This is a genomic window from Arthrobacter tecti (assembly GCF_054511355.1).
On sequence record NZ_JBTNCT010000006.1, the window covers coordinates 61701 to 83417 of the forward strand.

The following is a 21717-nucleotide window of genomic DNA, read 5'->3' on the forward strand; positions in this document are numbered from 1 at the left end:
TACGCTGACCCGGGACGCAGCTCAGGGAGGGTGTACGTTGCAGCAGGAAATTACCGATTCGCCACCAGCGGGCGCCGTACCGGATTCGAGCTGGGAGCGCATCCGCTTCGGCCGGACCGCACTGCTGCTTGGCATTCCCGTGGTGGTGCTGAGCCTGGCAAGCGGCTTGCTCTTCCTCGCCCTCGAGAAGTCCACGGCCGAGACATTCGACGACATCCACTTCTGGTTCTACTTCTTCGACGTCGGCCGTGAAATCAACGTCCCGACCTGGTTCAGTTCGGGACTCTGGATTGTCGCCGGCGTCATAGCTGGGTTTTTCTCCCGCCGCGCCACAGCGCACCGGCGCTCCTGGCTGCTGTTCGCCGTCGTCTGCGTGATCTTTTCGATCGACGAGATGCTTGAACTGCACGAACGCCTCGATGTCATCGGCTACGAATTGGCGGCTTTCCTTCCGTTCGACCTCGGTTTCGTGTGGGTTATTCCGGGCGGGCTGATCGCGCTGGTCATCGTGCTCGCGCTGACGCGGCTGGTGTTCTCCCTGCCGAAGGGTGTGCGTAACGGGCTGATCCTGGCGGGCGTGGTGTTCGTGGTTGGTGGCATGGGGGTCGAGACACTCGCCGGCCTGACCGTCGCGGCCAACGGCCTCACTCCGCAGTTCTTCGTCCTCACGCTCATTGAGGAGACCTGCGAGATGGCCGGGATTGTGCTGTGCGTTGCCGCCCTGGCGCACCTCGTCGAGTACAAGAAGCACGACGGCGGGACCGTGTACCGCCTGGCGTCACGGCACTAACACGGCGACCGCGCCCGCACAATCCCCCGCGAAGAAATTGACCGCCTTGTGACCTAAATTACAAGGTGCTATTGCACATATCACGCTCCACCGCCTACGGTGACCGCATGACGTTTCCTAAACGTAGTCCCCACCGGTCCCTCGGAGGCCTTCGGCTCTCCGGTACAGTTCTGGCCACAGCACTCGCACTGACTGTCGCCCCTATCACCGCATCGGCCATCGAAGCCCACGCACCTGCTGTCGACTCGCTTCCCCCGGCAGTCACCACCCCACCCGTCACCGGAGGGTCCGGGTGCACACTCGCACCGCCCGCCAACGAACTCTCCGAAGCGCCGGTCAGCTGCATCAAAGCGGATGTGGTCCTGGACAAGGTGCCCACCGCCGGCGAAACCACTGACGTAACGGTCACGATCGAATCCGAAATCGCGATCGAAGAAGCCCAGCTTCAGATTCGCCTGCCGCAGGGTCTGAGCATCGTCTCTGACGGCTTCTCCGCCCCGGCCGAACGTGGACTCGACACCGTCGCCACGCAGAACTTCGCCCTCAATGAAGACGGCCGCACGGTGACCTTCACGGTCAAGGCCGAAGAAGCCGGTGCGTTCCAGGTGCAGGCGGACGTGATTGATGTGAAGGCGCCTGCGGACGAGCGCTTTGCACACTCCACCGAGGAGATCACCGTGGGGAAGACCGCGGACACCTCGAAGAAGGGCGTCTCGGGAACCAAGTCCCAGGGCCACAACAAGGAAGGCGATGTCGTTGCCAAGCGCAATGCCGTCATCCCGCAGAAGGACGGCACCGCCAAGGTCGACGTCAAGGCGGCAGCCGGTGAAGTCTGCGCAACCGGAAACCTCACCTATCACACGTTCGACGGCGCCTGGCACCCCGGCAAGCGCTTCTCAGTAAGCCTTATGGCACAGAAGACTGCGGATGCTCCGGCGACCACCCTCGCCACTGGCCTCACCGGCGCCGAAGACGGTACCTACGAACTGTGCGGCGCGGCCTCCGGCGCTCCGCTGGCTGCTATGTGGGTTCAGTTCTCCACCCAGAACGCATCGTGGGAGATCGTCGACATGACCGGCGAGAACCCGTATGTCGTGGCCTCCACCACACTGACGAACGTTCCCACCGGAACCACTCAGGCGATCGGAACCACCTCCCCGAGTGCGCTCCATATGCCTGCTTTCGACGCATACGACGTGCACAACAAGATCTACGACGTCCGCGGATCCGGAACCGACTGCTGGACCGCTGAGGAAGACACAAACTGCTCCAAGATCAAAGCCCGCTGGGCACCAGGGAACACCAACGGCGGCTACTACAGCACCGATCCGCAGGTTCGCTCAGTCTTCCTCACCGATGCCATGCCTGACGCACGGCACCCCGTAGTGCACGAGGCCGGTCACAACTTCCAGCACCTGATCTACAACTGGTACTGGCCGTCGGGTGACTGCCCCTCCCCACACTCACTGCACCGCGTTACCGGTCCGGTGTGCGCGTGGACCGAAGGGTTCCCCAACGCTATCGCCGGTTATGTCATGGGTGACGAGCGCTACTACTACAACACCGACACCTGGATCGACCTGACTCAACCAGGATTCCAGGACAACACCATCGAACCCGCCCGCCCCAACATGGATAATGGCGATTCCGTCGAGGGTCGCGTTGCCGGGGCGATGATCGAACTCTGGAAAGAACTTGACGGCGGGCCGGAGTCTACGTTCCGCAATATGGATCAGTACGTCTCTGACACCTTCGACGAGTGGTTCAACGTGGACCGCCCGAAGTCCGGTCTGGATTCCGGGAAGAAAGCCAGGGACATTCTTTACAACCATTCCATCGATTACCGCGACGTGAAGCGCAAGGAGCTCGTTACAAACGGCAGCCTTGAGGATCAGGGCGCTGGCTGGGCGATTGAAGGCGGCGTCGTCGGCAGTTGGGGAAGTTTCCCGGCATTTGATGGCCGGTCCTACGCGTGGATGGGCGGCAACGGAGTTCCAAACGTGGATTCGCTGAGCCAGACCGTCACGATTCCAAAGCGTGGCACCAGCCTGCTGCACTTCATGATGAGGATTCAGACCACCGAACCTCGTACCGAGAAGGCGGACAAGCTTGAGCTGCAGGTGATTGCCGGAGGCGTCACCAACACGGTCTACACCTGGTGGAACTCAGATTTCGCCAGCGCCTACTCGGACAGGGTGCTCGACCTGAGCCAGTTCGCCGGCCAGGAGGTTGAGTTGCGCCTCGTCAGCACGGAGGATGACGGTCAGCAGACAAACTTTGTCCTGGACAGCATCTCGCTGTACAACACCAAGTAATTCCAGCAGGACGCCCCTTCCCGTTGCACGGGGAGGGGCGTTTTGGTTTATAACGTTTCCGCAAAACGGAAAACAAATTTCACGAAACCTATGGTCTGAGTCACAAAGCACTGCTACTCTCGAAGCCTGAAGCCAACGGCGGGCTCTCCGGAAGGTGAGCTATCTACCAGGTGGACCTGCAAATTACTACATACCTGTAAATCAGCAGCAGTCTGGTCGTGAAACACCGCACTACCGTTTGGCGCCTGTAGCTCGAACGGCTGCTGCCCCCACTTTGGGAGTACCTTCCTTGACTACCACCACCAAAGAAGAGCAGTTCCTCGCACAGGCTATTTCCCTGGCAACTGAAAACGTCCACAATTCGGGTGGGCCGTTCGGCGCCCTGATTGTCGCTCCGGACGGCCGCTCCTTCGACGGCGTAAACCGCGTCACCGCCAACAATGATCCGACGGCGCACGCCGAGGTCATGGCGATCCGTAACGCCTGCGCTTCCCTGGAGACTTTCGACCTCTCCGGCTGCACGCTCTACACGAGCTGCGAACCCTGTCCCCTCTGCCTTTCCGCTGCGCTATGGGCGCGGGTTGGTTCTGTTGTCTTCGCTGCGGACCGGCACGACGCCGCGCAAGCAGGCTTCGACGACGCCGTGTTCTACAACTTCTTCGCCACCCCTGTGGAGGAGCGGGCAATGCCGGTCCGCCAGTACGTGCTGACGGCCGCCGCACCCACAACCTCCACCGCCCCCTTCGATGCGTGGAGCACCCTCACCGCGCGCGTGGATTACTAAAGGAAACGCACATGTCTACCCTCACGCAGACCGGCGGCCAGCCCGATGGGCCGGCATCACCGCCGCGTAGAGATAAATCCCAGCAGCTCAGTGCGCTGGACAAGTTCTTCAAGATCACCGAGCGTGGTTCGACCCGGGGGCGCGAACTCCGCGGCGGGCTCGTCACGTTCTTCACCATGGCGTACATCGTTATCCTCAACCCGCTGATCCTGGGCGGGTTCAGTCCGGACGCTGCGGCGCTCGACGTCGAAGGCGGATGGCTGCAGGCCTCGCAGGTTGCAGCCGTCACCGGCCTGACCGCCGGCGTCATGACCATCATCTTCGGCCTGGTGGCGAACCTGCCTTTCGGCTTCGCTGCCGGACTGGGCATCAACTCGTTCCTCGCGGTGTCAGTCGTAGGCGACGTGACCTGGCCCGAGGCCATGGGGCTGGTGGTCATCAACGGCCTGCTCATTGTCTTCCTCGCTGTGACCGGCGCCCGAACCGCCATCTTCAATGCCGTCCCACGCCAGCTAAAGGCCGCGATCACCGTCGGCATCGGACTGTTCATCGCCTTTATCGGATTCGTTGACTCCGGCTTTGTCACCGCCACCGCGGGCGGCCCTCCCGTTCAGATGGGCGACGGCGGTTCCATCACCACTGTGCCGACGCTCGTGTTCATCATCGGCCTGATCACCATGGGCATCCTCATGGCGCGCAGGGTGCAGGGTGGGCTACTGATCGGGATTGTGGTGACAACCATCATCGCGATCGTCATCGAGCTTTCGCTGAAGCTCGGCCCGGGCGGCCCGAACAACCCGACCGGCTGGCACCTGAACGCACCGGTCATCCCGAGCAACATTGTCTCGCTCCCGGATTTCAGCCTGGTGGGGGCATTCGATCTCTTCGGAGCCTTTGACCGCATCGGCGCCCTGGCTGCGACCATGCTGGTCTTCACCCTGGTGTTCACGAACTTCTTCGACGCGATGGGGACAATGACGGGGCTGGCCAAGCAGGCGAGCCTCGCCGACAAGCGTGGAAACTTCCCGCGGCTGAAGTCCGCACTGATCATCGAAGGTGCCGGAGCTGTGGCGGGAGGCGCGACGTCGGCGTCCTCCAACACTGTCTTCATCGACTCCGCGGCCGGCATCGGTGAGGGTGCCCGTACCGGGCTCGCGTCAGTGGTGACGGGCTCGCTCTTCCTCTTGGCGATGTTTTTCACTCCGCTCACCGCAGTGGTACCGCTTGAGGTGGCGGCGGCTGCCCTCGTCGTCGTCGGTGCCATGATGGTTGCGCAGATCCGGGAGATCAACTTCCGTAACTTCTCGGTGGCGCTGCCGGTGTTCCTCACGATCGTGACCATGCCGCTGACCTACTCGATCGCTAACGGCATCGGGGCCGGGTTCATCAGCTGGGTCATCATCCGGGCATCCTCGGGCAAGGCACGCAAGATCCACCCGCTGCTGTGGGTGGTTGCGGCCGGCTTCCTGGTCTACTTCGCCCGCGGGCCGATCACCATCTGGATGGGCGGCTGACCGCTTCACCCCTGCTTGGCATCGAGTCAGCAGAAATGGCTAGGTTTCCTTTCGATTCCTAGCCATTTCTGCTGACTCGATGTGTGTGCGGAGGATGACCAGTTGCCGGGTAGTCCGGGTCATGGCGACGTAACGGTCCACGGCGCCCTCGACGCCCTCACCGAAACGCTCCGGGTCAATCAGGACCACGAGATCGAACTCGAGCCCCTTCGAGAGCTCCGGCGTCAGGGCCTGAACACGGTCCCGCGCCGAGAAGGTCGACGAGCCGATAACGCACGCAACGCCCACCGGATGGGCTGCGAGCCACTCCTCAAGAACAGCGCCCAACTCCGCGACATGACCCTGCAACACCGCAATGCCGCTGGAGCGCACGGAAGTTGGCACGTTGGCGTCCGGCACCGCAGCCCGGATCACGGGTTCGGCCTCCGCCATCACCTCCGCCGGCGTGCGGTAATTGACGGTCAACGATGAGACCGCAACCTCCCCGAGCCCCACCCGCCCGAGCCGTTCCTGCCACGACTCCGTGAACCCGTGCCGGGCCTGCGCCCTGTCCCCTACGATCGTGAAGCTCCGCGACGGACACCGGGCCAGGAGCATCTGCCACTGGGCGTCGGTCAATTCCTGCGCCTCATCCACTACGACATGCGCAAACGGCCCGGCCAACCCATCCTGATCCACGCCAGGCAGCGCCGCCTCATCCACCAGGTTCTTCTGCAGGTCAGGGTGACGCAGCATGGTGACCAGCCCCTCGCCGTCGTCGGCCTGAATGAGGTCCTCCACAACCCGGGTGAGGTGCGCCTGCTCGGCGGCAGCAGCCTTCTCATAACGACGACGGCGCCGGGCCGCCTCCGCATCCCCCAGCCTCCGCCGTGCCGCGTCAAGGAGCGGCAGGTCAGACACCGTCCAGGCGGCGGGATCCTTCCGCTGCAGTTGCCGAACCTCATCGCGGTTCAACCAGGGCGCGCACAGGCGCAGGTACGCCGGCACGGACCACAGATCGCCAACGAGGTCAGTCGCCTCGATCATGGGCCAGGCCCTGTTCAGGGTCGACCGCAAGTCCCGGTTCCGCGCCAGTGCGGTGCGGAGGGTGTCGGCGGGGACGCCGTCGTCGTGCTTGTCCGTCAGGATGGCGAGAAGCGCCTCGGCGACCTGTTCGCGCGCCTCGTTGTGCGGGGTGCCGGCCTCCACGGCGCTGAACGCCTCGGCCCAGTCGGCGGCGCTGAGTTCCAGATCAGACCACGGCGTCTCAACCGTCATGGCTTCGGTCGGCGGCTCCTCGTAGAACCTCACCGCGGCCTCAACCGCTTCCACCATCCTCGCGGAGGACTTCAGGCGCGCGACATCGGATTTTGGCTCTGGTACCGCCGTTCGCCCTTCCGGAATGAGGTCGCTCAGGGTGCAGGTTTGCACACCTTCCTCCCCCAGGCTGGGCAGGACGTCTGCAACATAGGCGAGGTACGGCTGATGCGGGCCGACGAACAGCACATTGCTTCCGCTGTGGGCGCCACGATGCCCGAGGCGCGGATCCGAGTACAGCAGGTACGCGGTCCGGTGCAGTGCGACGACGGTCTTGCCCGTGCCCGGACCGCCGTCGACCACCAGCGGGCCCCGGGAACCGGCACGGATGATGGCATCCTGGTCTGACTGGATAGTGCCGAGGACATCCCGCATGCGGGAAGATCGGCTTCCGGCGAGGCTGGCGATGAAGGCGGACTGGTCGTCGAGGGCGGCGCTGTTTTCGAACCCTTCCGGCGTGAAGACCTCGTCCCAGTAGTCGGTGATGCGGCCACGAGTCCAGCGGTAGCGGCGGCGGCTGGCGAGCCCCATCGGGTATCCGTGCGTCGCGCCGAAGAACGGCTCGGCCGCCGGGGAGCGCCAGTCGATCAACAAGCGCTGCCCGTCACTGTCGGTGAGGCCGAGGCGCCCGAGGTAGACGGGCTCGTCGTCGTCCGCTGCCACCATGCGCCCGAGGCACAGGTCCAGGCCGAACCTTCGCAGCGTCCGCAGCCGGGCGCTCAGCCGGTGAATCTCCTGATCCCGTTCAAGCGCGGCCTGACCCTTGTGGCCCGGAGCCTTGCGCTCGGCGTTGAGGCGTTCGGACAAGTCGGCGAGGGTTCGTTCGAGGGAATCGGCGATGAGGGCGAAGTGCTGTTCGTCGTCGTCAATCAGGGCAGGTGCCTTCTTGGCGGCGAGGTTATCTGGGAGTTCGAAGGCACTGGTGGCGAGGGGTTTCATGGCGTGGGCTCCGATCGGATGGTGGACCGATCGACAATTCTGCGCCACGAGGGGGGCCTTGCCACAAGCCCCCACCTGAGCTATAGATTGAGAATGGAGGGGAAACATTCCCCTCCATTCTCGTGTCTGGCTCAGCGCCGAGGCTCAGCCTCCGGTCAGCTTCCGCAACAGGTCCGCCGCTGCGCTCACCGCAATGACCGCCGGTGCCTTCCCGACGACGTCGGGCAACCCTATCGGGCACTGGATGCCTTCGATCTCGGGCTCCGAGTAACCCTCCGCCAGCAGCTTCTGCCGGAACCGGGACCACTTGGCCGAGGATCCGATCAGCCCCACCGAACCAAGATCCCCGCGGCGCAGGGCCGCGTCGCAGAGCAGAAAGTCCTCGGAGTGGTCGTGGCTCATGATGAAGACATGCGCGCCGGCGGGCAGTTCGCGCAGGAACGAGTCCGGCACCGGCGTGTGCACAGCCTGCACGTCAGCGACACCCGCACTCACCTCGGCCAGCCGGTCCGGCACAAGCTGCTCACCCCGGCTGTCCACCAGGAACAGGCGCAGCGGCAGCCTGGACAGGATCCGTCCGAGTTCCAACCCGACATGCCCGACGCCGAACACCGCCACGGAGGGCATCGAGAGGAATGGTTCGAGCAGCACCCGCACCTTTCCTCCACAACACTGCCTGCCATGCTGCGTCACTGCGTGCTCGCTCAGCGAGAACTCGGCGTTCTCCGCCGCGGCATTCCCGGCGGCCATCATCTCCCGCGCCCGGTCCACGACGGTCGCCTCAAGGTTGCCGCCACCGACGCTCCCCCAGGTAGCGTCGGTGCCGACCACCATCTTGGCTCCGGCCTCCCGCGGCGCATGACCGCGCACCTCGGACACCGTGGCCAGAACACCCGGCAGGCCCTCCGACCTCAGGTGCTGCAGGGCCTCCAGCCAGTCCATGTCAACGCACTGAAGTGGTGACGGGGGCGCGCCGCGCGCTGTCCTGCTGCGCGTCGTCGTCGTCCTTGGGAAGATCCGACGGCGCGTCACTGACAGATGCCCGCTCGATCGCCCAGAACACGGCTTCCGGCGTGGCCGGGCTGCCGAGTTCCACGGCGCGGTCGCCCGGCCCGAAGGCAGCAACCGCTTCACGGAGGGCTTCCCGAACACTGAACGCCAGCATCAACGGGGGTTCACCGACGGCCTTGGACCCGTAGACAACGCCGCTCTCAGTGGCCCGCTCGAACAGGTGCACGTTGAACTCTTCCGGCATTTCGGAGAAACTCGGCAGCTTGTAGGTGCTGGCGGACTGGGTGGTCAGACGGCCGCGGTTGGCGCCGTCGGACACGTCCCAGCGCAGCTCTTCCAGCGTGAGCCAGCCAGCGCCCTGCACGAAGCCGCCTTCAATCTGTCCGACGTCGATCAGGGGCGAAAGGGTGTCGCCGACATCGTGCACGATGTCCGCCCGGAGCTGCCGGTACGCGCCGGTGAAGCGGTCAACCTCAACCTCCGTGAGAGCGGCGCCGTAGCTGAAGTACTTGAACGGTTCGCCCTGCATGCGGGAGCTGTCCCAGTGCAGGCCCTCCGTCCGGTAGTACCCGGCAGCCCAGAGGGAGACGCGCTGGAAGTACGCGTCGCGGGCCAGCTGTTCGAAGGTCAGCTCGGAATCATGAAAGCCGATCCCGGTGACCTTGCCCGCGTCGAAACGCACGTCGTCGGGGTGGATGTTCAGTTTCCGGGCCGCCACTTCTGCCAACCGGGAGCTGATCTGTTCGCATGCGTTCTTGATGGCGCCGCCGTTGAGGTCAGCACCGGAGCTGGCCGCCGTTGCAGAGGTGTTGGGCACCTTGTCGGTCCGCGTTGGGGCCAGCCGGACGAATGACAGCGGAACCCCGAGCGCGGTCGCCGCAACCTGGCGCATCTTCGTGTGCAGGCCCTGACCCATTTCGGTTCCGCCGTGGTTGATGAGCACGGAGCCGTCCTTATAGACGTGCACCAGAGCACCGGCCTGGTTGAACGCCGTCAAGTTGAACGAGATGCCGAACTTGACCGGGGTCATGCCGAGCGCGCGCTTCTGGTTCGGGTGCGATGCGTTGAACCGGGCGATCTCCTCCCGCCTCCGCGCGATGTCCGAGTGGTCCTCCAGCGACTGCCAGATCGCCGCCAACCTCTCGGCATGCCGCACGGGCTGGCCGTACGGTGTGCTCTGGCCGGGTTCGTAAAAATTACGACGCCGGAGCTCGCTCGGATCCAGCCCCAGCAACGGCGCGCAACGGCCGAGCAGGTCCTCGATCACGAGCATCCCCTGGGGGCCACCGAAACCGCGGAACGCAGTCTGCGAAGTCTTGTTGGTTTTCGCGATGCGCCCATGGACCCGGATGTTCGGGATGAAGTACGCGTTGTCGATGTGGCACAAAGCGCGCTGCAGCACCGGCTCCGAGAGGTCGAGGCTCCAGCCGCCGTCGCTGGTGAGGGTGGCAGTGAGTGCCTGGAGGCGGCCGTCGTCGTCGAACCCTACTTCCCACTTCGCGTGGAACGGGTGGCGCTTGCCGGACATGGTGATGTCCTGTGTGCGGTTCAGGCGCAGGCGGACCGGGCGGCCCGTGAGGGTTGCCCCGAGGGCCGCAATCGCAGCGAAGCCGTGCGGCTGCATCTCCTTGCCGCCGAACCCGCCGCCCATCCGCAGGCACTGCACCGTCACTTCATGGCTGTGCAGGCCAAGGACGTGCGCCACGATTTCCTGGGTCTCGGAGGGGTGCTGGGTGCTGCACTGGACGAACACCTGCCCGCCCTCGTCGATGTGCGCGAAGGATGCGTGCGTCTCAAGGTAGAAGTGCTCCTGGCCGCCGAACTCGAACTCGCCGCTGAACCGGTGCGCAGCATTTTGAAGCGCCGCATCCGGCTCTCCGCGCTCGACGGTGGGCTGGTTGCCCTGGAAGCTCTCAGCGTTGATCGCTTCGGCCACTGTCAGCAGCGACGGCAGCGGCTCGTATTCGACCTCGACCGCCTCGGCACCCAGCCGGGCGGCCTCCAGGGACTCACCCAGAACCCAGCACACTGCATGGCCGTAGAACATGACCTCGTCAGGGAAGAGCGGTTCGTCGTGCTTGATGCCGGCGTCATTGACACCTGGAACATCCGCAGACGTCAGCACCCTCACCACACCGGGAACCTCCAGCGCGGGTTCGGTGCGCAGGCTCAAAATCCGTGCGCGGGCATGCGTCGCCTGAAGTGGCCAGGCATGGAGGACGTTCTGGCTGCGGACAATGAGGTCGTCGGTGTAGAGGGCGGTTCCGGTCACGTGGGCGGACGCGCTCTCGTGGGAGACCGAAACGCCGACCACAGGGTTCACGGGACGTTCTGCGAGGGATTTCACTTGGCCACCTCCAGTGCCGGTGCGTTCTCTGCGTGGAACCGCAGCAAGGCTTGTCTCAGCATGGCCGAGCGGTAAAGCGCGCTGGCCCGCATGTCATCGATTGGTGTTCCTTCGCCGGCCATGACCACTGCGGCCGCGGCGGCGGTGTCGGGCGTCCACGGTTGTCCCACGAGCGCCGCTTCAGCCTTCAATGCCCGGATTGGCGTCGCCGCGACACCGCCGAGCCCGATCCTGACGGAACTCACGACGCCGGCGCTCAGCTGCATTGCGATGCCCACCGACACGCTGGAGATATCATCGAAGCGCCGCTTGGCAATCTTGTAGAACGCTGTGCTCTCGGCAAGCGGCAGCGGGATCCTCATGGCTTTGAGTAACTCGTTGGGCTTTCGGACGGACTGCCGGTAGCCGGTGTAGTACTCCGACAGCGGGACTTCGCGCTCTCCTTCCACTGAGGCCAGGACAACTCTCGTGTCCAGCGCGAGGAAGACCGGCGCGGAGTCACCGATGGGTGAACCGGTGGACAGGTTCCCGCCGAAGGTTGCGGCGTTGCGGATCAGGCGGGATGCAAACTGCGGGAAGAGGTGGCTGAGCAGGGGAACGCGGCCCGCGAGCGCACGCTCCACTTCCGACAGGGTGAGGGCGGCGCCGATCTCGATGGAGTCCGCGCTCTGGCGAAGCGTCCTGAGCTCTTCGAGCCGGTCGATGGCGATTGTCGTCGTCGGGCGCGAGTGCCGGAGGTTCACTTCGACGCCGAGGTCGGTTGCACCGGCAACCAGCTTGGTGTCCGGGTTGTCCTGGAGCGCCTGCAGTACCTCTGTGAGGGTTTCCGGGCGGCTGAACTGTTCCGTCTTGGTGTGCTGCGGTGCGGGTGCCGGACGATTCTGCCGGTCCAGCAGCGGATCGGCGTCCGGCGGCGTCTCAAGTGCGTAGGCGGCATCGCGGATTGGCCGGTAGCCGGTGCAGCGGCAGAGGTTTCCGCTGAGGGCATGAAGGTCGAAGCCATTGGGGCCGCACTCGTGGTCTGTGGCGTGGTCTTCGCCTACGGCGTCGGTGCCGGTTTCCTTGTCACTGTCAGCCGGCGTCCGCTCAGGGCGGTAGTACTCGGCGGCCATTGAGCAGATGAATCCGGGGGTGCAGTAGCCGCACTGTGAGCCGCCGCGTTCCGCCATCTCACGCTGGACGGGGTGCAACTCTTCGGGCGTGCACGCGTTGGAGACGTTTCCGAGTCCCTCGGCCGTGATGATTTCCTGCCCGTCGAAGGCGAGGGCGGGTGGTAGGCAGGCGTTCACAGAGGTCCAGCGGCTGCGATCCGGTCCGTCCGGCCTGGCGACGAGGACGGCGCATGCGCCGCATTCCCCTTCGGCGCAGCCTTCCTTTGAACCGGTGAGTCCTTCGTCCCGCAGCCAGTCGAGTAGCCGAGTGTGCGGGTTTGTCCCACTGCAGTCACGGACTTCGCCGTTGACGGTTACCCTGATTCCTTCCATTTTTTCACGCTCCCGTACGAACCGGACCGACGCGCCAACCGAACTGCCTGAACTTGCGTCAGACTATTCGTTACGTAGTTTCGGTGTGATTAAGCGTACACCCATTTGATGGAAACTTGTTTCCACGATGTGGAGATAGTTATGGCGAAGCGAAAGACCCCCGATAACTGCCCGGTAACCGTGCGGGTTGCCTGCTATCTGTGGTTGGTGGCGGCTGTTGCCGTGCCTGTTGCTTTGACGTCTGCAATTGTCTGGGCAACGTTCTCTGGCGCTGCTGATACGCAGCTCGGCGTACTCATTCTGCTCGCTTTCGTCGTAGTGATCCTGAGCATGGTCGCGATCGGTTTCATTCTTTCAATGCGCGACGGCGACGATACGTCTCGGATCTACATCGCTTCCAGTACAGCGATCAGCCTGGGCAGCTTCATCGATACGCCGTTACCGATTGCGCTCGGGATAGTCGGGTACTTCCTTCTTGCTTCCGCGCTGATGTTCGTGCCGCCGTCGCAGGCTTACTTCCGTCGGAACGCCGAAGTCAAGGTGAGCCAGGATGATGGGCACTCGCAGGATTAGAAACCTCTCTCAGAATCGAGGGAGCTATATGCCTTTGGCGAGAACGCCTGCTCTGCTGCAGTCATTGGGCGGGTAATGCCTGCAGTGCAGGCATTCGCCGGGAACAGACCTGTCCAACTCCGGCGTTCAACTTCCAGGTCCGGCGACACGAAGCGCATGCCAGCATGGCCGAGCCCGTTGGCACCCTCAGGAGAGCAGTTCTAGGCTGACTTGATGGAGAGCTTCCCTTACGGCCTCGTCGTCTTCGTCATTTGCCTGGTCGTCGGGCTCGTGTTCAACATCCGAGCTCTCCCAGGACTAAGCGGAAAAGACACAGAGCTCGCGCGTGGAAGGAAGCTGATGTTCATGGCTTCCTTCTTCTACATGGCAGGCACCTTAGTCGGCATTTCGGTCATGTTCAGGTGAGTCCGGGGAAAACGGGCCTGGCTGGCGTGAACCCGTAGACGCGCACGGCCGCTCTGGATAGGCTTCACGCTAGGTCTCCTGAGCAGATGGGTCATGCCACATGGCTGATTACAGGGACCGCCGGTCATGACTAAACCGAACATCCTTACCGTTGATGACGATCCGCAGGTTTCAGCGGCCGTTGCCCGTGATCTCCGCAGCAGGTACGGACCCGAGTTCCGGATCCTCCGCGCCTCCTCAGGCGCCGAGGCACTGGATGTCCTGGACAAGCTCGCTCTGCGGGACCAGGCGGTTGCGTTGATCGCCGCGGACCAGCGGATGCCCCGAATGACCGGGATCGAACTGCTGGAGCGCGCACGGCCGCAGGCGCCCGGTGCGAAATTCCTCCTCCTCACTGCCTACGCGGATACGGACGTCGCCATCCGGGCGATCAACGACATTGGGCTCGACTATTATCTGCTCAAACCGCGGGATCCACCCGCCGAGCGACTGTATCCAGTAGTCGATGACCTGCTCGACGACTGGCGAAGGGCGAACCCGGATCACACCTCGGACCTGCGCGTGGTCGGCGCCAGATGGTCCGACCGCAGCCACGAAATCAAGAGCTTCCTTGCCCGCAACTACGTTCCCTACCGCTGGTACGACATCGAGCGCGACGCCGAAGCTTCACGCTTGCGGGACCTTGCGGGAGCAGCCCCGGAAGACATGCCCATAGTGCTGCTTCCCGACGGCGCAGTACTCAAGTCGCCTTCGACGCTCGAACTTGCATCCGCTCTGGGTTTGCGGACCCGTGCCGAACAGCCGCTCTACGACGTCTGCATCGTCGGGGGCGGACCGGCCGGCCTGGCCGCCGCCGTCTACGCGGCATCGGAAGGACTCAGCACCGTCATCGTCGAGCGCGAGGCACCCGGCGGCCAGGCGGGCCAAAGCGCCGCCATCGAGAACTACCTCGGGTTCCCGAAAGGTCTGAGCGGCTCCGACCTGACTCAGCGGGCAATGGCGCAGGTCTCCCGGTTCGGGGCGGAAGTAGTGCTGGCGAACGACGTCGTCGGCTTTGAGTCCCGCGGTCAGGTACGGGCCGTACTCTTCGGGTCGAAAGACATCGAGGCGCGGGCACTCATCATTGCCACAGGGGTGTCCTACCGGCGCCTCGAAGCGGAAGGGATGGAGGCGCTCAGCGGCCGCGGCGTCTACTACGGCGCGAATGCAAGCGAAGCCAGTCAGTGCGAGGGTGAGGATGTGTACGTTGTCGGCGCCGCGAACTCCGCCGGGCAGGCCGCGCTGAATCTCGCACGTTTCGCGAAGCGTGTGGTGCTCGTGGTCCGGTCCGGCACCCTCGAGGCAACAATGTCCCACTACCTCATTCAGCGCATCACCTCATCGCCGGCGATCGAGGTCCGCTACCGCAGTGAGGTTGTGGCGGTTCATGGGAACGGCCATCTTGAATCCCTAACCATTGCGGACAGGGACACCGGCGGCACCGAAGAAGTCCCCTCCAGTTGGCTCTACATCTTCATCGGTGCGTCTCCGCGAACAAGCTGGCTTGGCGACGACGTCGTTCGGGATGAAAGAGGGTTCGTCGTCACGGGACACGACCTGCTGAATCCGGGCTACCCTGCGCGTTGGCCGCTGACCCGTGCGCCGTTTGCACTGGAGACCAGCGTCCCTGGCGTCTTCGCTGCCGGGGACGTCCGGCTGGACTCGATGAAGCGGGTGGCCTCGGCAGTAGGCGAAGGCGCCATGTCCGTCTACCTGGTGCACCGCTATTTGGGAACCGTCTAATGGAGCCGCGCGAGCTGCGGGAGATCGACCTCTTCACCGGGCTCAGTGACGAACAACTGGCCGAACTCATCGAAGCAGGCGACGAGGTTCCCTTGAAACCCGCCGTCAACCTCTTCGAGGAAGGCGAACCGGCGGACTACTGGTGGGTACTCATCGCCGGTAGCCTCCAGCTGGTCCGGCAGGTGGGACGCGAGGATAGCGTCGTCGGGACCATGGATGTGCCGGGGCGTTGGGCTGGAGGCTTCCGCGCCTGGGATCCGGCCAGCGTGTACCTCGCCACCGGCCGGGGAAGGACGACGGGCCGGGTGCTGCGGGTCCCCGCCGCAGCCCTGCGAGAGCTGTTCGGGAAGTGGTTTCCGTTCGGCGTGCATTTCATCGAAGGCCTGTACGGGACGGCCCGGCGCATCGAATCCACCGTGCGGCAGCGGGAGGCCCTGGCAACGCTCGGCACACTTTCGGCGGGTCTCGCCCACGAGATCAATAATCCCGCAGCCGCAGCAAGCCGGGCCGTCGACGCCCTCGAGGACGCATCAGGATCTCTGCTCGCCTCCGTGGGCCGCCTCACCCGCACCGGCATCACTCCGGTCCAGTTTGCTGATCTGGAAGCCCTACGGCAGGAAATAACGACGACGACGGCCGTTCCTGACGCCCTCACGCTCGCCGATCAGGAGGATCTCCTCATTGACTGGCTGTCGGAGCGGCAGGTCGAGCGTGACTGGCTCATCGGTCCAACGCTGGCCGCAGCGGGTGTCGGCCTGGACTGGTGCAGCCGGGCCGAGGCCTTGTTCGAAGGGCCGGCGTTGGACCCTGCATTGGAGTGGGTAGCCGCCACCGTGTCGATGGAAAGGTTGCTCGCTGAGGTGCGGGAGTCCACCAGGAGGGTCTCGGAACTTGTTGCGGCCGTGAAGTCCTACTCCCAGATGGACCGGGGATCCCGCCAGACCATCGACGTGGTTGAGGGACTCGAAAGCACGCTGGTGATGCTTGGGCACAAGCTTCGCGGCGGCGTGGAAATCGTGCGGGAGTACAGTGACGACGTTCCCCGCATCGACGCCTACCCGGGCGAACTGAATCAGGTATGGACCAACCTGATCGACAACGCTGTGGACGCGATGGACGGCGTCGGCACCCTGCGCGTGGCCACCCGAGCCGAGGGGGCGGAAGTGAGGGTCGAAATAGGTGACACCGGACCGGGGTTAGCGCCCCCGGTGGCGAAGCGGGCCTTCGAGGCGTTTTATACAACCAAGGACGTCGGCAAGGGAACCGGGTTGGGACTCGACATTGCCCGGCGAATTGTTGTCGAAAGGCACGGTGGGACCATCGACTTCGAATCCGTCCCAGGCAACACTGTTTTCCGTGTGCGACTCCCGCTCGTCCAGTCCTGAGGCGGGGCGCGCGTCACTTGCGCGACAAGCGCGACCTGGGGAGGTACTCTGCCGCCGCCCTATTTAACCCGCGGCCGAGCAGTTTCTCAGGCGGGGGACCTGTGTCTCTCAGAAAATCGGCTGCAGCGCTCTCAATGCATGCAATGCCTGCAGCGCAGGCGTTCGCTCAAACAGCTATGGGACCACCCGAAGCCTCATCGAGGGGCAAGTAGGCTGAAACGGTGACTACTGCCGATGTGAGCCGTGCATACGCACAGCGCGCGGATGAGTACGTTGCCGCCGTCGGGCACATCGGGGCGGTCCATCCCGCTGATCTGGAACTTGTCCGCGAATGGGCAGCCGGCCTGAAAGGCGAACTGGTCGACGCCGGATGCGGTCCTGGACACTGGACGAGCTTCCTTCAGGATCATGGCGCGTCGGTTGAGGGTGTCGACCTGGTACCGACTTTCATCTCGCGGGCGAAAGCGCGCTACCCGTGCGTTCCGTTCAGGGTAGGCACGCTCGATGACCTACAAGTTCCCGACGCGTCACTTGGCGGCATCCTTGCCTGGTACTCGATCATCCACATGAGTTCTCCGGAAGTAGACGCAGCACTACGCGAATTCGCGCGATGCGCGCGGCTGGGCGGTGGACTGCTCCTGGGTTTCTTCGAAGGGCCGCAGCTGGAGAGCTTTCCCCACGCGGTCGTCCCGGCGTACTTCTGGCCTGCCGAGGCGTTATCCTGTCGCCTGAGTGCCGCCGGATTTGAGACTGTCGAAATTCATTCGCGGGTAGATCCTGGGCACCGCCCACACGGAGCAATTGTTGCCCGACGTACGCATTACCCGACAGAAGGATGAAAACGCCCATGCCAGTTGACCGCTACGACGCCGCGCCTGCCAAAACCCCATACAAATTGGGACTGCATCACGTTCAACTCGCAATACCGGCGGGGAGTGAGGACGAGTGCCGGGCGTTTTACATCAACGTCCTCGGACTCGCCGAAGTGCAGAAGCCGCCGGCGCTCGCCGCACGAGGCGGCCTGTGGGTTCGGGGCGACGACCTTGAAATTCATCTCGGCGTCGAGGAAGACTTCACGCCGCAGAAGAAGGCCCATCCGGGCATCCTTGTCCAGAACCTTGATGACCTGGCCGCGAGAGTAGAAGCTCACGGTCTGATGCCCACGTGGGACCGCGACTTCCCCGGGATGCGACGCTTCTACCTGAACGACAACAACGGCAACCGGTTGGAGTTCCTCTCGCCGCGGTGAGTGTCCTGCGAGGGGGTACGCCTCGAGCGTTTAGTGAAGCCGCAACTACGTCCGCAGCGGGAAGCGCTCCGCCTCCTGGACGGTGAGCAAGTCAAGCAGAAATTCCTGTTGACCATGCAGGTCCCACTCAGCCCCCTCAGTCAGGTGCCAGGTGCCCCATTCAAGCCGCATGTACTTCAGGGCTGCCGGCCACAGATCAGTCTCATCCGCGGTAAGAGGGGGCGCCTCCGCCACGTAGCCGGCCAGGAATGCCTTCCATTCTTCGCTCGAGAATAGGCGGCCGGGGTTATTCTTCGCCTCGCTGGCGAACAGCAGGACGGAGAGCGCAAGGTCCAGCAGCCTTGGTGCTACTTCACCGTTCTCGAAATCAATGAAAGTTGGAACCTGGCTCTGGTCAGCGTAGATAAGGTTCGATGCACGGTAGTCCAGGCTCACTGCGCAGCTGGGAAGCCCTGCGTCCCGAATGGCCGGAAGTGTTTCGGAGTGAAACGCTTCCAGCCCTCCGACCCAACGCGAAGCGGCCTCGGCAGCGCCGAGTGGATAATCCCCGCTCTCCAACGAGTGGGCGTGCTCCCTGCAGACCTTCTGAATCGTCTCCACGTCCTCGCTCACCGATTCCGCGCTGAACTCCGGCCACTCGAACCGGGGTAAGCCGGCGTCGTCGAAAGTGAACGACTCGCGATGGATCATCCCCAGACCACGCCCTGCTGCCATGATGGATCCCGTAGTGTCCGGCCAGGCGCACCCTTCAATCCAGGGGTACGCCATCCAGGCTGCTTCGGCGGCGTACACCGGCAGCTCCGTTGCAGCCAGTGTCAGCGGCCAAACGCACGGAACGCCGACATTGTGCAGGTGCGTCTGCCACCTCCCCAGAGCGGTCGCCTGACCCGGATCAGACAAGGTGGGTTTGACGACGGCGTCAACTTTCCTTCCGTCGGCGGTCGTAAGCCGCGCTCGGTAGACAGGACCCCATTCGTAGATCGAGGCGGGATTGAACTCGACGACGTCGCGCTCCAAACCTGCGCGGACCGCTTCCGCTCGGCTAGTGTCCTGATCACCGCTCACTAATGGCTTCACCTTTCAGCTACGTTCTGTGCATCGCAGGCTATCAGAGTGGTTGAACAATCCCAATCACTAAAGTTGTGAGGAAGTCGCTCAGCGCGTACCCGGAGCAGGAAGCGCTCCGTACAGTTCCAATGCCGCTCCGCCGACCTGGACGGCCGCCGTCGTCGTCGTTCTGCTTACAACATCGCACACGATCAGTGTGATGTTGTCCCGGCTGTCGTATTGCCCGGCCAGGGCAATGAGGACCTCGGCGGTTGCGTCGGGTTCCAGCCCGGCCGAAAGCGTCTCTTCCACCAGTTCAATCGGCACGTAGTCCGTCAACCCGTCGCTGCACAGAAGCCAACGGTCGCCGTTCAGTGCATCATGGCGGGACAACCCCACGGAGGAGGTAGGACTGCTGTTGTCACCGGAGAGCACCTTCAGAACCACTGACCGCATCGGGTGCCTGCGCGAGTCCGCGGCGGTGATCTTCTGGGCATCAAGAAGGTCCTGGACGTATGAATCATCCCGGGAAACCTGGCGGAGTTGCGTCCCGCGCAGCAGGTACGCCCGTGAGTCACCGATATGCGCCAGGAGCAGGCCGTCGTCGCCACGGAACAGTGCCGACAAGGTGGTCGACATGCCTGTCAGCGCCTCGTCATGCCTCACCCGCCGGGATACCCCGAAGTTCGCCGTCGCGATCGTCTCCCGAACCTGGTTCTCATTGAGGGCGCCGCCGCGCATCGACTGGATGACCGCGGCCAGATTCTGGATCACCATCGCCGACGCGACCTCGCCGCCGGCATGCCCGCCCACACCATCCGCTACGGCGATCGCGGACTCTGACGCAAGAAAGGAGTCCTCGTTATTGTCCCGGTGTGCTCCTTGCCAGGATCGGCCAGCCGCTTGAAATGCGAGTGTCATTGGTACTCCGTTCTGTGAACCCCAACCCGGACCATCTGGAGACCGAGCCTACTAAAGGCTTGGGCTGACAGATTTCTCAGAAGGATTCGAGCGAGCGGGATTCTCCGGTCGCCAGCGTAACCAGATTCACGCCGGCATACCGACCGCTGAGCGGCAGATGGGCCTTGGCTACGTCGATCGCGTGTCCGATTGCACCAGTCGGAACATCCAGCGCAAGGGTGCAATGCGGCGTGAGGCGGCCCGGCAGGTAATACTCCCAGAGTCCGTCGACTACAGCCGTCGGAAATGACCGAAATACACTCTGGTGGTACTCCAGGAAGTCCATCGACGGGCGGACTGACAGGAAGACGACACCGCCGGGTCCCGCGAAGGTAGCAACGGCGTCGAAATCTACGCGGCGAGGCGGCCGGAATCCAGCGAGAGCTGCAGAATCAAGCTCATTCAGATGCGGCCCAACGGCCAGGCTAACGTGAGGCACATGACGGCGATGCGACCGCGTTTCGAGCGAGCTAAGCTCTTGTTCGTTCAGTTCGCGCCAGATGCTTCGGACACCAGCATCGAGTTCCGGATCGAAAAAGAGCTCGAGCGAGTACATCAACCCAGTGTGCCATGGGCACACCGATGACTTTCCGACACGTCCCGCGTCTACTCAGGGGTAGCGATCAACCTGAAAGGCGCATTCGACATGACCGATATCTGGCCCACCGTGCACGCAGAACGCATCGCGCTTGCAGACGATCTCGAACTGCTGACACCCGAGCAGTGGACCACGCCGTCGTTGTGTCCCGGCTGGGACGTTCACGACGTCGTCGCGCACCTGGTTGCCACCGCCAAGACCACACCCTGGATCTTCATCAAGCACTTCGCGGCGGCCGGTTTCGACTTCGACAAGGCGAACGCCAACGAAGTAGCGGATGAGCGAAAGGGAAGCCAGGCAGAGACGCTCGCCGCATTTCGCGCCGTACAGTTCCGCACCTCATCTCCGCCGGCACCCAAGGACACACGGCTCGTCGAGGCGTTCGTGCATGGTGAAGACATCCGCCGGCCCCTTGGTATCGTGCGCGACTACCCGGTTGCCGCCGTCGTTCGTGCCCTTGCGCTGCAAGCGCGCACCAGCGTTGCGATGGGCGGCGGGAAAGACCTGATCGCCGGTCTCACAGTCACCGCGACCGATGCTGAGTTCACCTCCGGTACCGGGCCAACCGTTGAGGGGTCGGCGATCTCACTGTTGATGGCGGTATCGGGCCGCAGGACCGCTTTGGCCGATCTCAACGGTCCGGGGAAGGCCGTTCTGGAAGCTCGCTATCCAGCGAGCGCAGGCGACTGAGCCGCAACGGTTCGAAGGACGCCATCAAGGCGCTGCGAGGTCTCCCGGTACTCGGCGGTTTCCGGGTTCAAAGCGCCGTGAGCCCTGGGAACAGCGAACTCGACGGGACTGACATCAGCGCCGATCCGTTCCAGAACGCTGCGCAGGTGCGCGGCAGAGCGACGCCCGCCACCCGGTGTGGGTGATGCGCTGATCACAAGGACCGGCTTCAGCGTAAGGGCACTGCTGCGGTGCGGCCTGGACACCCACTCGACAGCATTCATGAGTACGCCGGGTGTTGTGCCGTTGTATTCGGGAGTTGCTATGACCAACATGTCGCTTTGGGCTGTCAGCTGCCGCAGGTTTTCAACGGCATCCGGTATTTCGCGCGCTTCGTCGTCCGCGTTGTAATAGGGCAGCGCAGCCAGGTTCGCCACCACCTCGACGTCATGCTCCGGGAGGGCGGTTGCGACCATGCGGATCAGCGCACTGTTGAACGAATCCGCCCTGGTGGAACCCGAGATACCCAAGATCTTCATCCTGTGCTCCTTCCTTGATATAGTTAGTTG

General features: G+C 63.8%; 19 protein-coding genes. 11 read left to right on the forward strand and 8 right to left on the reverse strand.

Features of this window, described 5'->3' with window-relative positions; genetic code table 11:
* The first annotated feature begins 37 nt into the window (after positions 1-37).
* The 4 genes from ACX80C_RS09200 (at position 38) to ACX80C_RS09215 (ending at position 5403) form a co-directional block, all read left to right on the forward strand.
* On the forward strand, positions 38-790 hold the full coding sequence (locus ACX80C_RS09200) for a hypothetical protein (RefSeq protein ID WP_459326165.1): 753 nt from the start codon (positions 38-40) through the stop codon (positions 788-790).
* A gap of 107 nt (positions 791-897) precedes the next feature.
* Complete coding sequence (locus ACX80C_RS09205; RefSeq protein WP_459326166.1) at positions 898-3105, forward strand: hypothetical protein; 2208 nt, start codon at positions 898-900, stop codon at positions 3103-3105.
* A gap of 289 nt (positions 3106-3394) precedes the next feature.
* Complete coding sequence (locus ACX80C_RS09210) at positions 3395-3889, forward strand: nucleoside deaminase (RefSeq protein ID WP_459326167.1); 495 nt, start codon at positions 3395-3397, stop codon at positions 3887-3889.
* A gap of 11 nt (positions 3890-3900) precedes the next feature.
* On the forward strand, positions 3901-5403 hold the full coding sequence (locus ACX80C_RS09215; protein ID WP_459326168.1) for an NCS2 family permease: 1503 nt from the start codon (positions 3901-3903) through the stop codon (positions 5401-5403).
* A gap of 39 nt (positions 5404-5442) precedes the next feature.
* On the opposite strand, the gene helR is transcribed toward ACX80C_RS09215, so the two are convergent.
* The 4 genes from helR to ACX80C_RS09235 form a co-directional block, all read right to left on the reverse strand.
* Complete coding sequence (gene helR, locus ACX80C_RS09220; protein WP_459326169.1) at positions 5443-7638, reverse strand: RNA polymerase recycling motor ATPase HelR; 2196 nt, start codon at positions 7636-7638, stop codon at positions 5443-5445.
* A gap of 144 nt (positions 7639-7782) precedes the next feature.
* The gene (gene xdhC, locus ACX80C_RS09225; protein ID WP_459326170.1) at positions 7783-8580 is read right to left on the reverse strand and encodes a xanthine dehydrogenase accessory protein XdhC; all 798 of its coding nucleotides are present in this window, start codon (positions 8578-8580) and stop codon (positions 7783-7785) included.
* Position 8581: 1 nt separating this feature from the next.
* Positions 8582-10996, reverse strand: coding sequence for a xanthine dehydrogenase molybdopterin binding subunit (xdhB, locus tag ACX80C_RS09230; RefSeq protein WP_459326171.1), 2415 nt, complete (start codon positions 10994-10996; stop codon positions 8582-8584).
* Positions 10993-12480, reverse strand: coding sequence for a xanthine dehydrogenase small subunit (locus tag ACX80C_RS09235; protein ID WP_459326172.1), 1488 nt, complete (start codon positions 12478-12480; stop codon positions 10993-10995). Before ACX80C_RS09235 ends, xdhB begins: the two co-directional genes overlap by 4 nt.
* Before the next feature lie 141 nt (positions 12481-12621).
* On the opposite strand from ACX80C_RS09235, the gene ACX80C_RS09240 reads away from it, so the two are divergent.
* The 6 genes from ACX80C_RS09240 to ACX80C_RS09265 all read left to right on the forward strand — a co-directional run bounded on the left by ACX80C_RS09240 (position 12622) and on the right by ACX80C_RS09265 (position 17874).
* A complete protein-coding gene (locus ACX80C_RS09240) occupies positions 12622-13053 on the forward strand; it encodes a hypothetical protein (protein WP_459326173.1) in 432 nt (143 codons plus the stop codon).
* Between the two features lie 213 nt (positions 13054-13266).
* Positions 13267-13458 (forward strand): hypothetical protein, encoded by a 192-nt coding sequence (locus ACX80C_RS09245; RefSeq protein WP_459326174.1) that lies wholly within the window; start codon positions 13267-13269, stop codon positions 13456-13458.
* A 126-nt stretch (positions 13459-13584) separates the two neighbouring features.
* Positions 13585-15240, forward strand: coding sequence for an NAD(P)/FAD-dependent oxidoreductase (locus ACX80C_RS09250; protein ID WP_459326175.1), 1656 nt, complete (start codon positions 13585-13587; stop codon positions 15238-15240).
* A complete protein-coding gene (locus tag ACX80C_RS09255; RefSeq protein ID WP_459326176.1) occupies positions 15240-16625 on the forward strand; it encodes an ATP-binding protein in 1386 nt (461 codons plus the stop codon). The genes ACX80C_RS09250 and ACX80C_RS09255 overlap by 1 nt, the downstream gene beginning before the upstream one ends.
* Positions 16626-16846: 221 nt before the next feature.
* A complete protein-coding gene (locus ACX80C_RS09260) occupies positions 16847-17464 on the forward strand; it encodes a class I SAM-dependent methyltransferase (protein WP_459326177.1) in 618 nt (205 codons plus the stop codon).
* Positions 17465-17472: 8 nt separating this feature from the next.
* Positions 17473-17874 (forward strand): VOC family protein, encoded by a 402-nt coding sequence (locus tag ACX80C_RS09265; RefSeq protein ID WP_459326178.1) that lies wholly within the window; start codon positions 17473-17475, stop codon positions 17872-17874.
* Between the two features lie 45 nt (positions 17875-17919).
* Here ACX80C_RS09265 and ACX80C_RS09270 read toward each other — a convergent pair whose 3' ends face one another.
* From ACX80C_RS09270 to ACX80C_RS09280, 3 genes are all read right to left on the reverse strand, one after another.
* Positions 17920-18939 carry a phosphotransferase gene (locus ACX80C_RS09270; RefSeq protein WP_459326179.1) on the reverse strand — a complete coding sequence of 340 codons (1020 nt, stop codon included), beginning with the start codon at positions 18937-18939 and terminating at the stop codon, positions 17920-17922.
* A gap of 90 nt (positions 18940-19029) precedes the next feature.
* A complete protein-coding gene (locus tag ACX80C_RS09275) occupies positions 19030-19842 on the reverse strand; it encodes a PP2C family protein-serine/threonine phosphatase (protein ID WP_459326180.1) in 813 nt (270 codons plus the stop codon).
* 76 nt (positions 19843-19918) lie between these two features.
* Complete coding sequence (locus tag ACX80C_RS09280; RefSeq protein ID WP_459326181.1) at positions 19919-20437, reverse strand: 2'-5' RNA ligase family protein; 519 nt, start codon at positions 20435-20437, stop codon at positions 19919-19921.
* 90 nt (positions 20438-20527) lie between these two features.
* On the opposite strand from ACX80C_RS09280, the gene ACX80C_RS09285 reads away from it, so the two are divergent.
* Complete coding sequence (locus ACX80C_RS09285) at positions 20528-21169, forward strand: maleylpyruvate isomerase family mycothiol-dependent enzyme (protein ID WP_459326182.1); 642 nt, start codon at positions 20528-20530, stop codon at positions 21167-21169.
* Here ACX80C_RS09285 and ACX80C_RS09290 read toward each other — a convergent pair.
* The gene (locus ACX80C_RS09290; protein ID WP_459326183.1) at positions 21145-21687 is read right to left on the reverse strand and encodes an NADPH-dependent FMN reductase; all 543 of its coding nucleotides are present in this window, start codon (positions 21685-21687) and stop codon (positions 21145-21147) included. The two genes, ACX80C_RS09285 and ACX80C_RS09290, sit on opposite strands and share 25 nt — an antisense overlap.
* Positions 21688-21717: the final 30 nt, after the last annotated feature.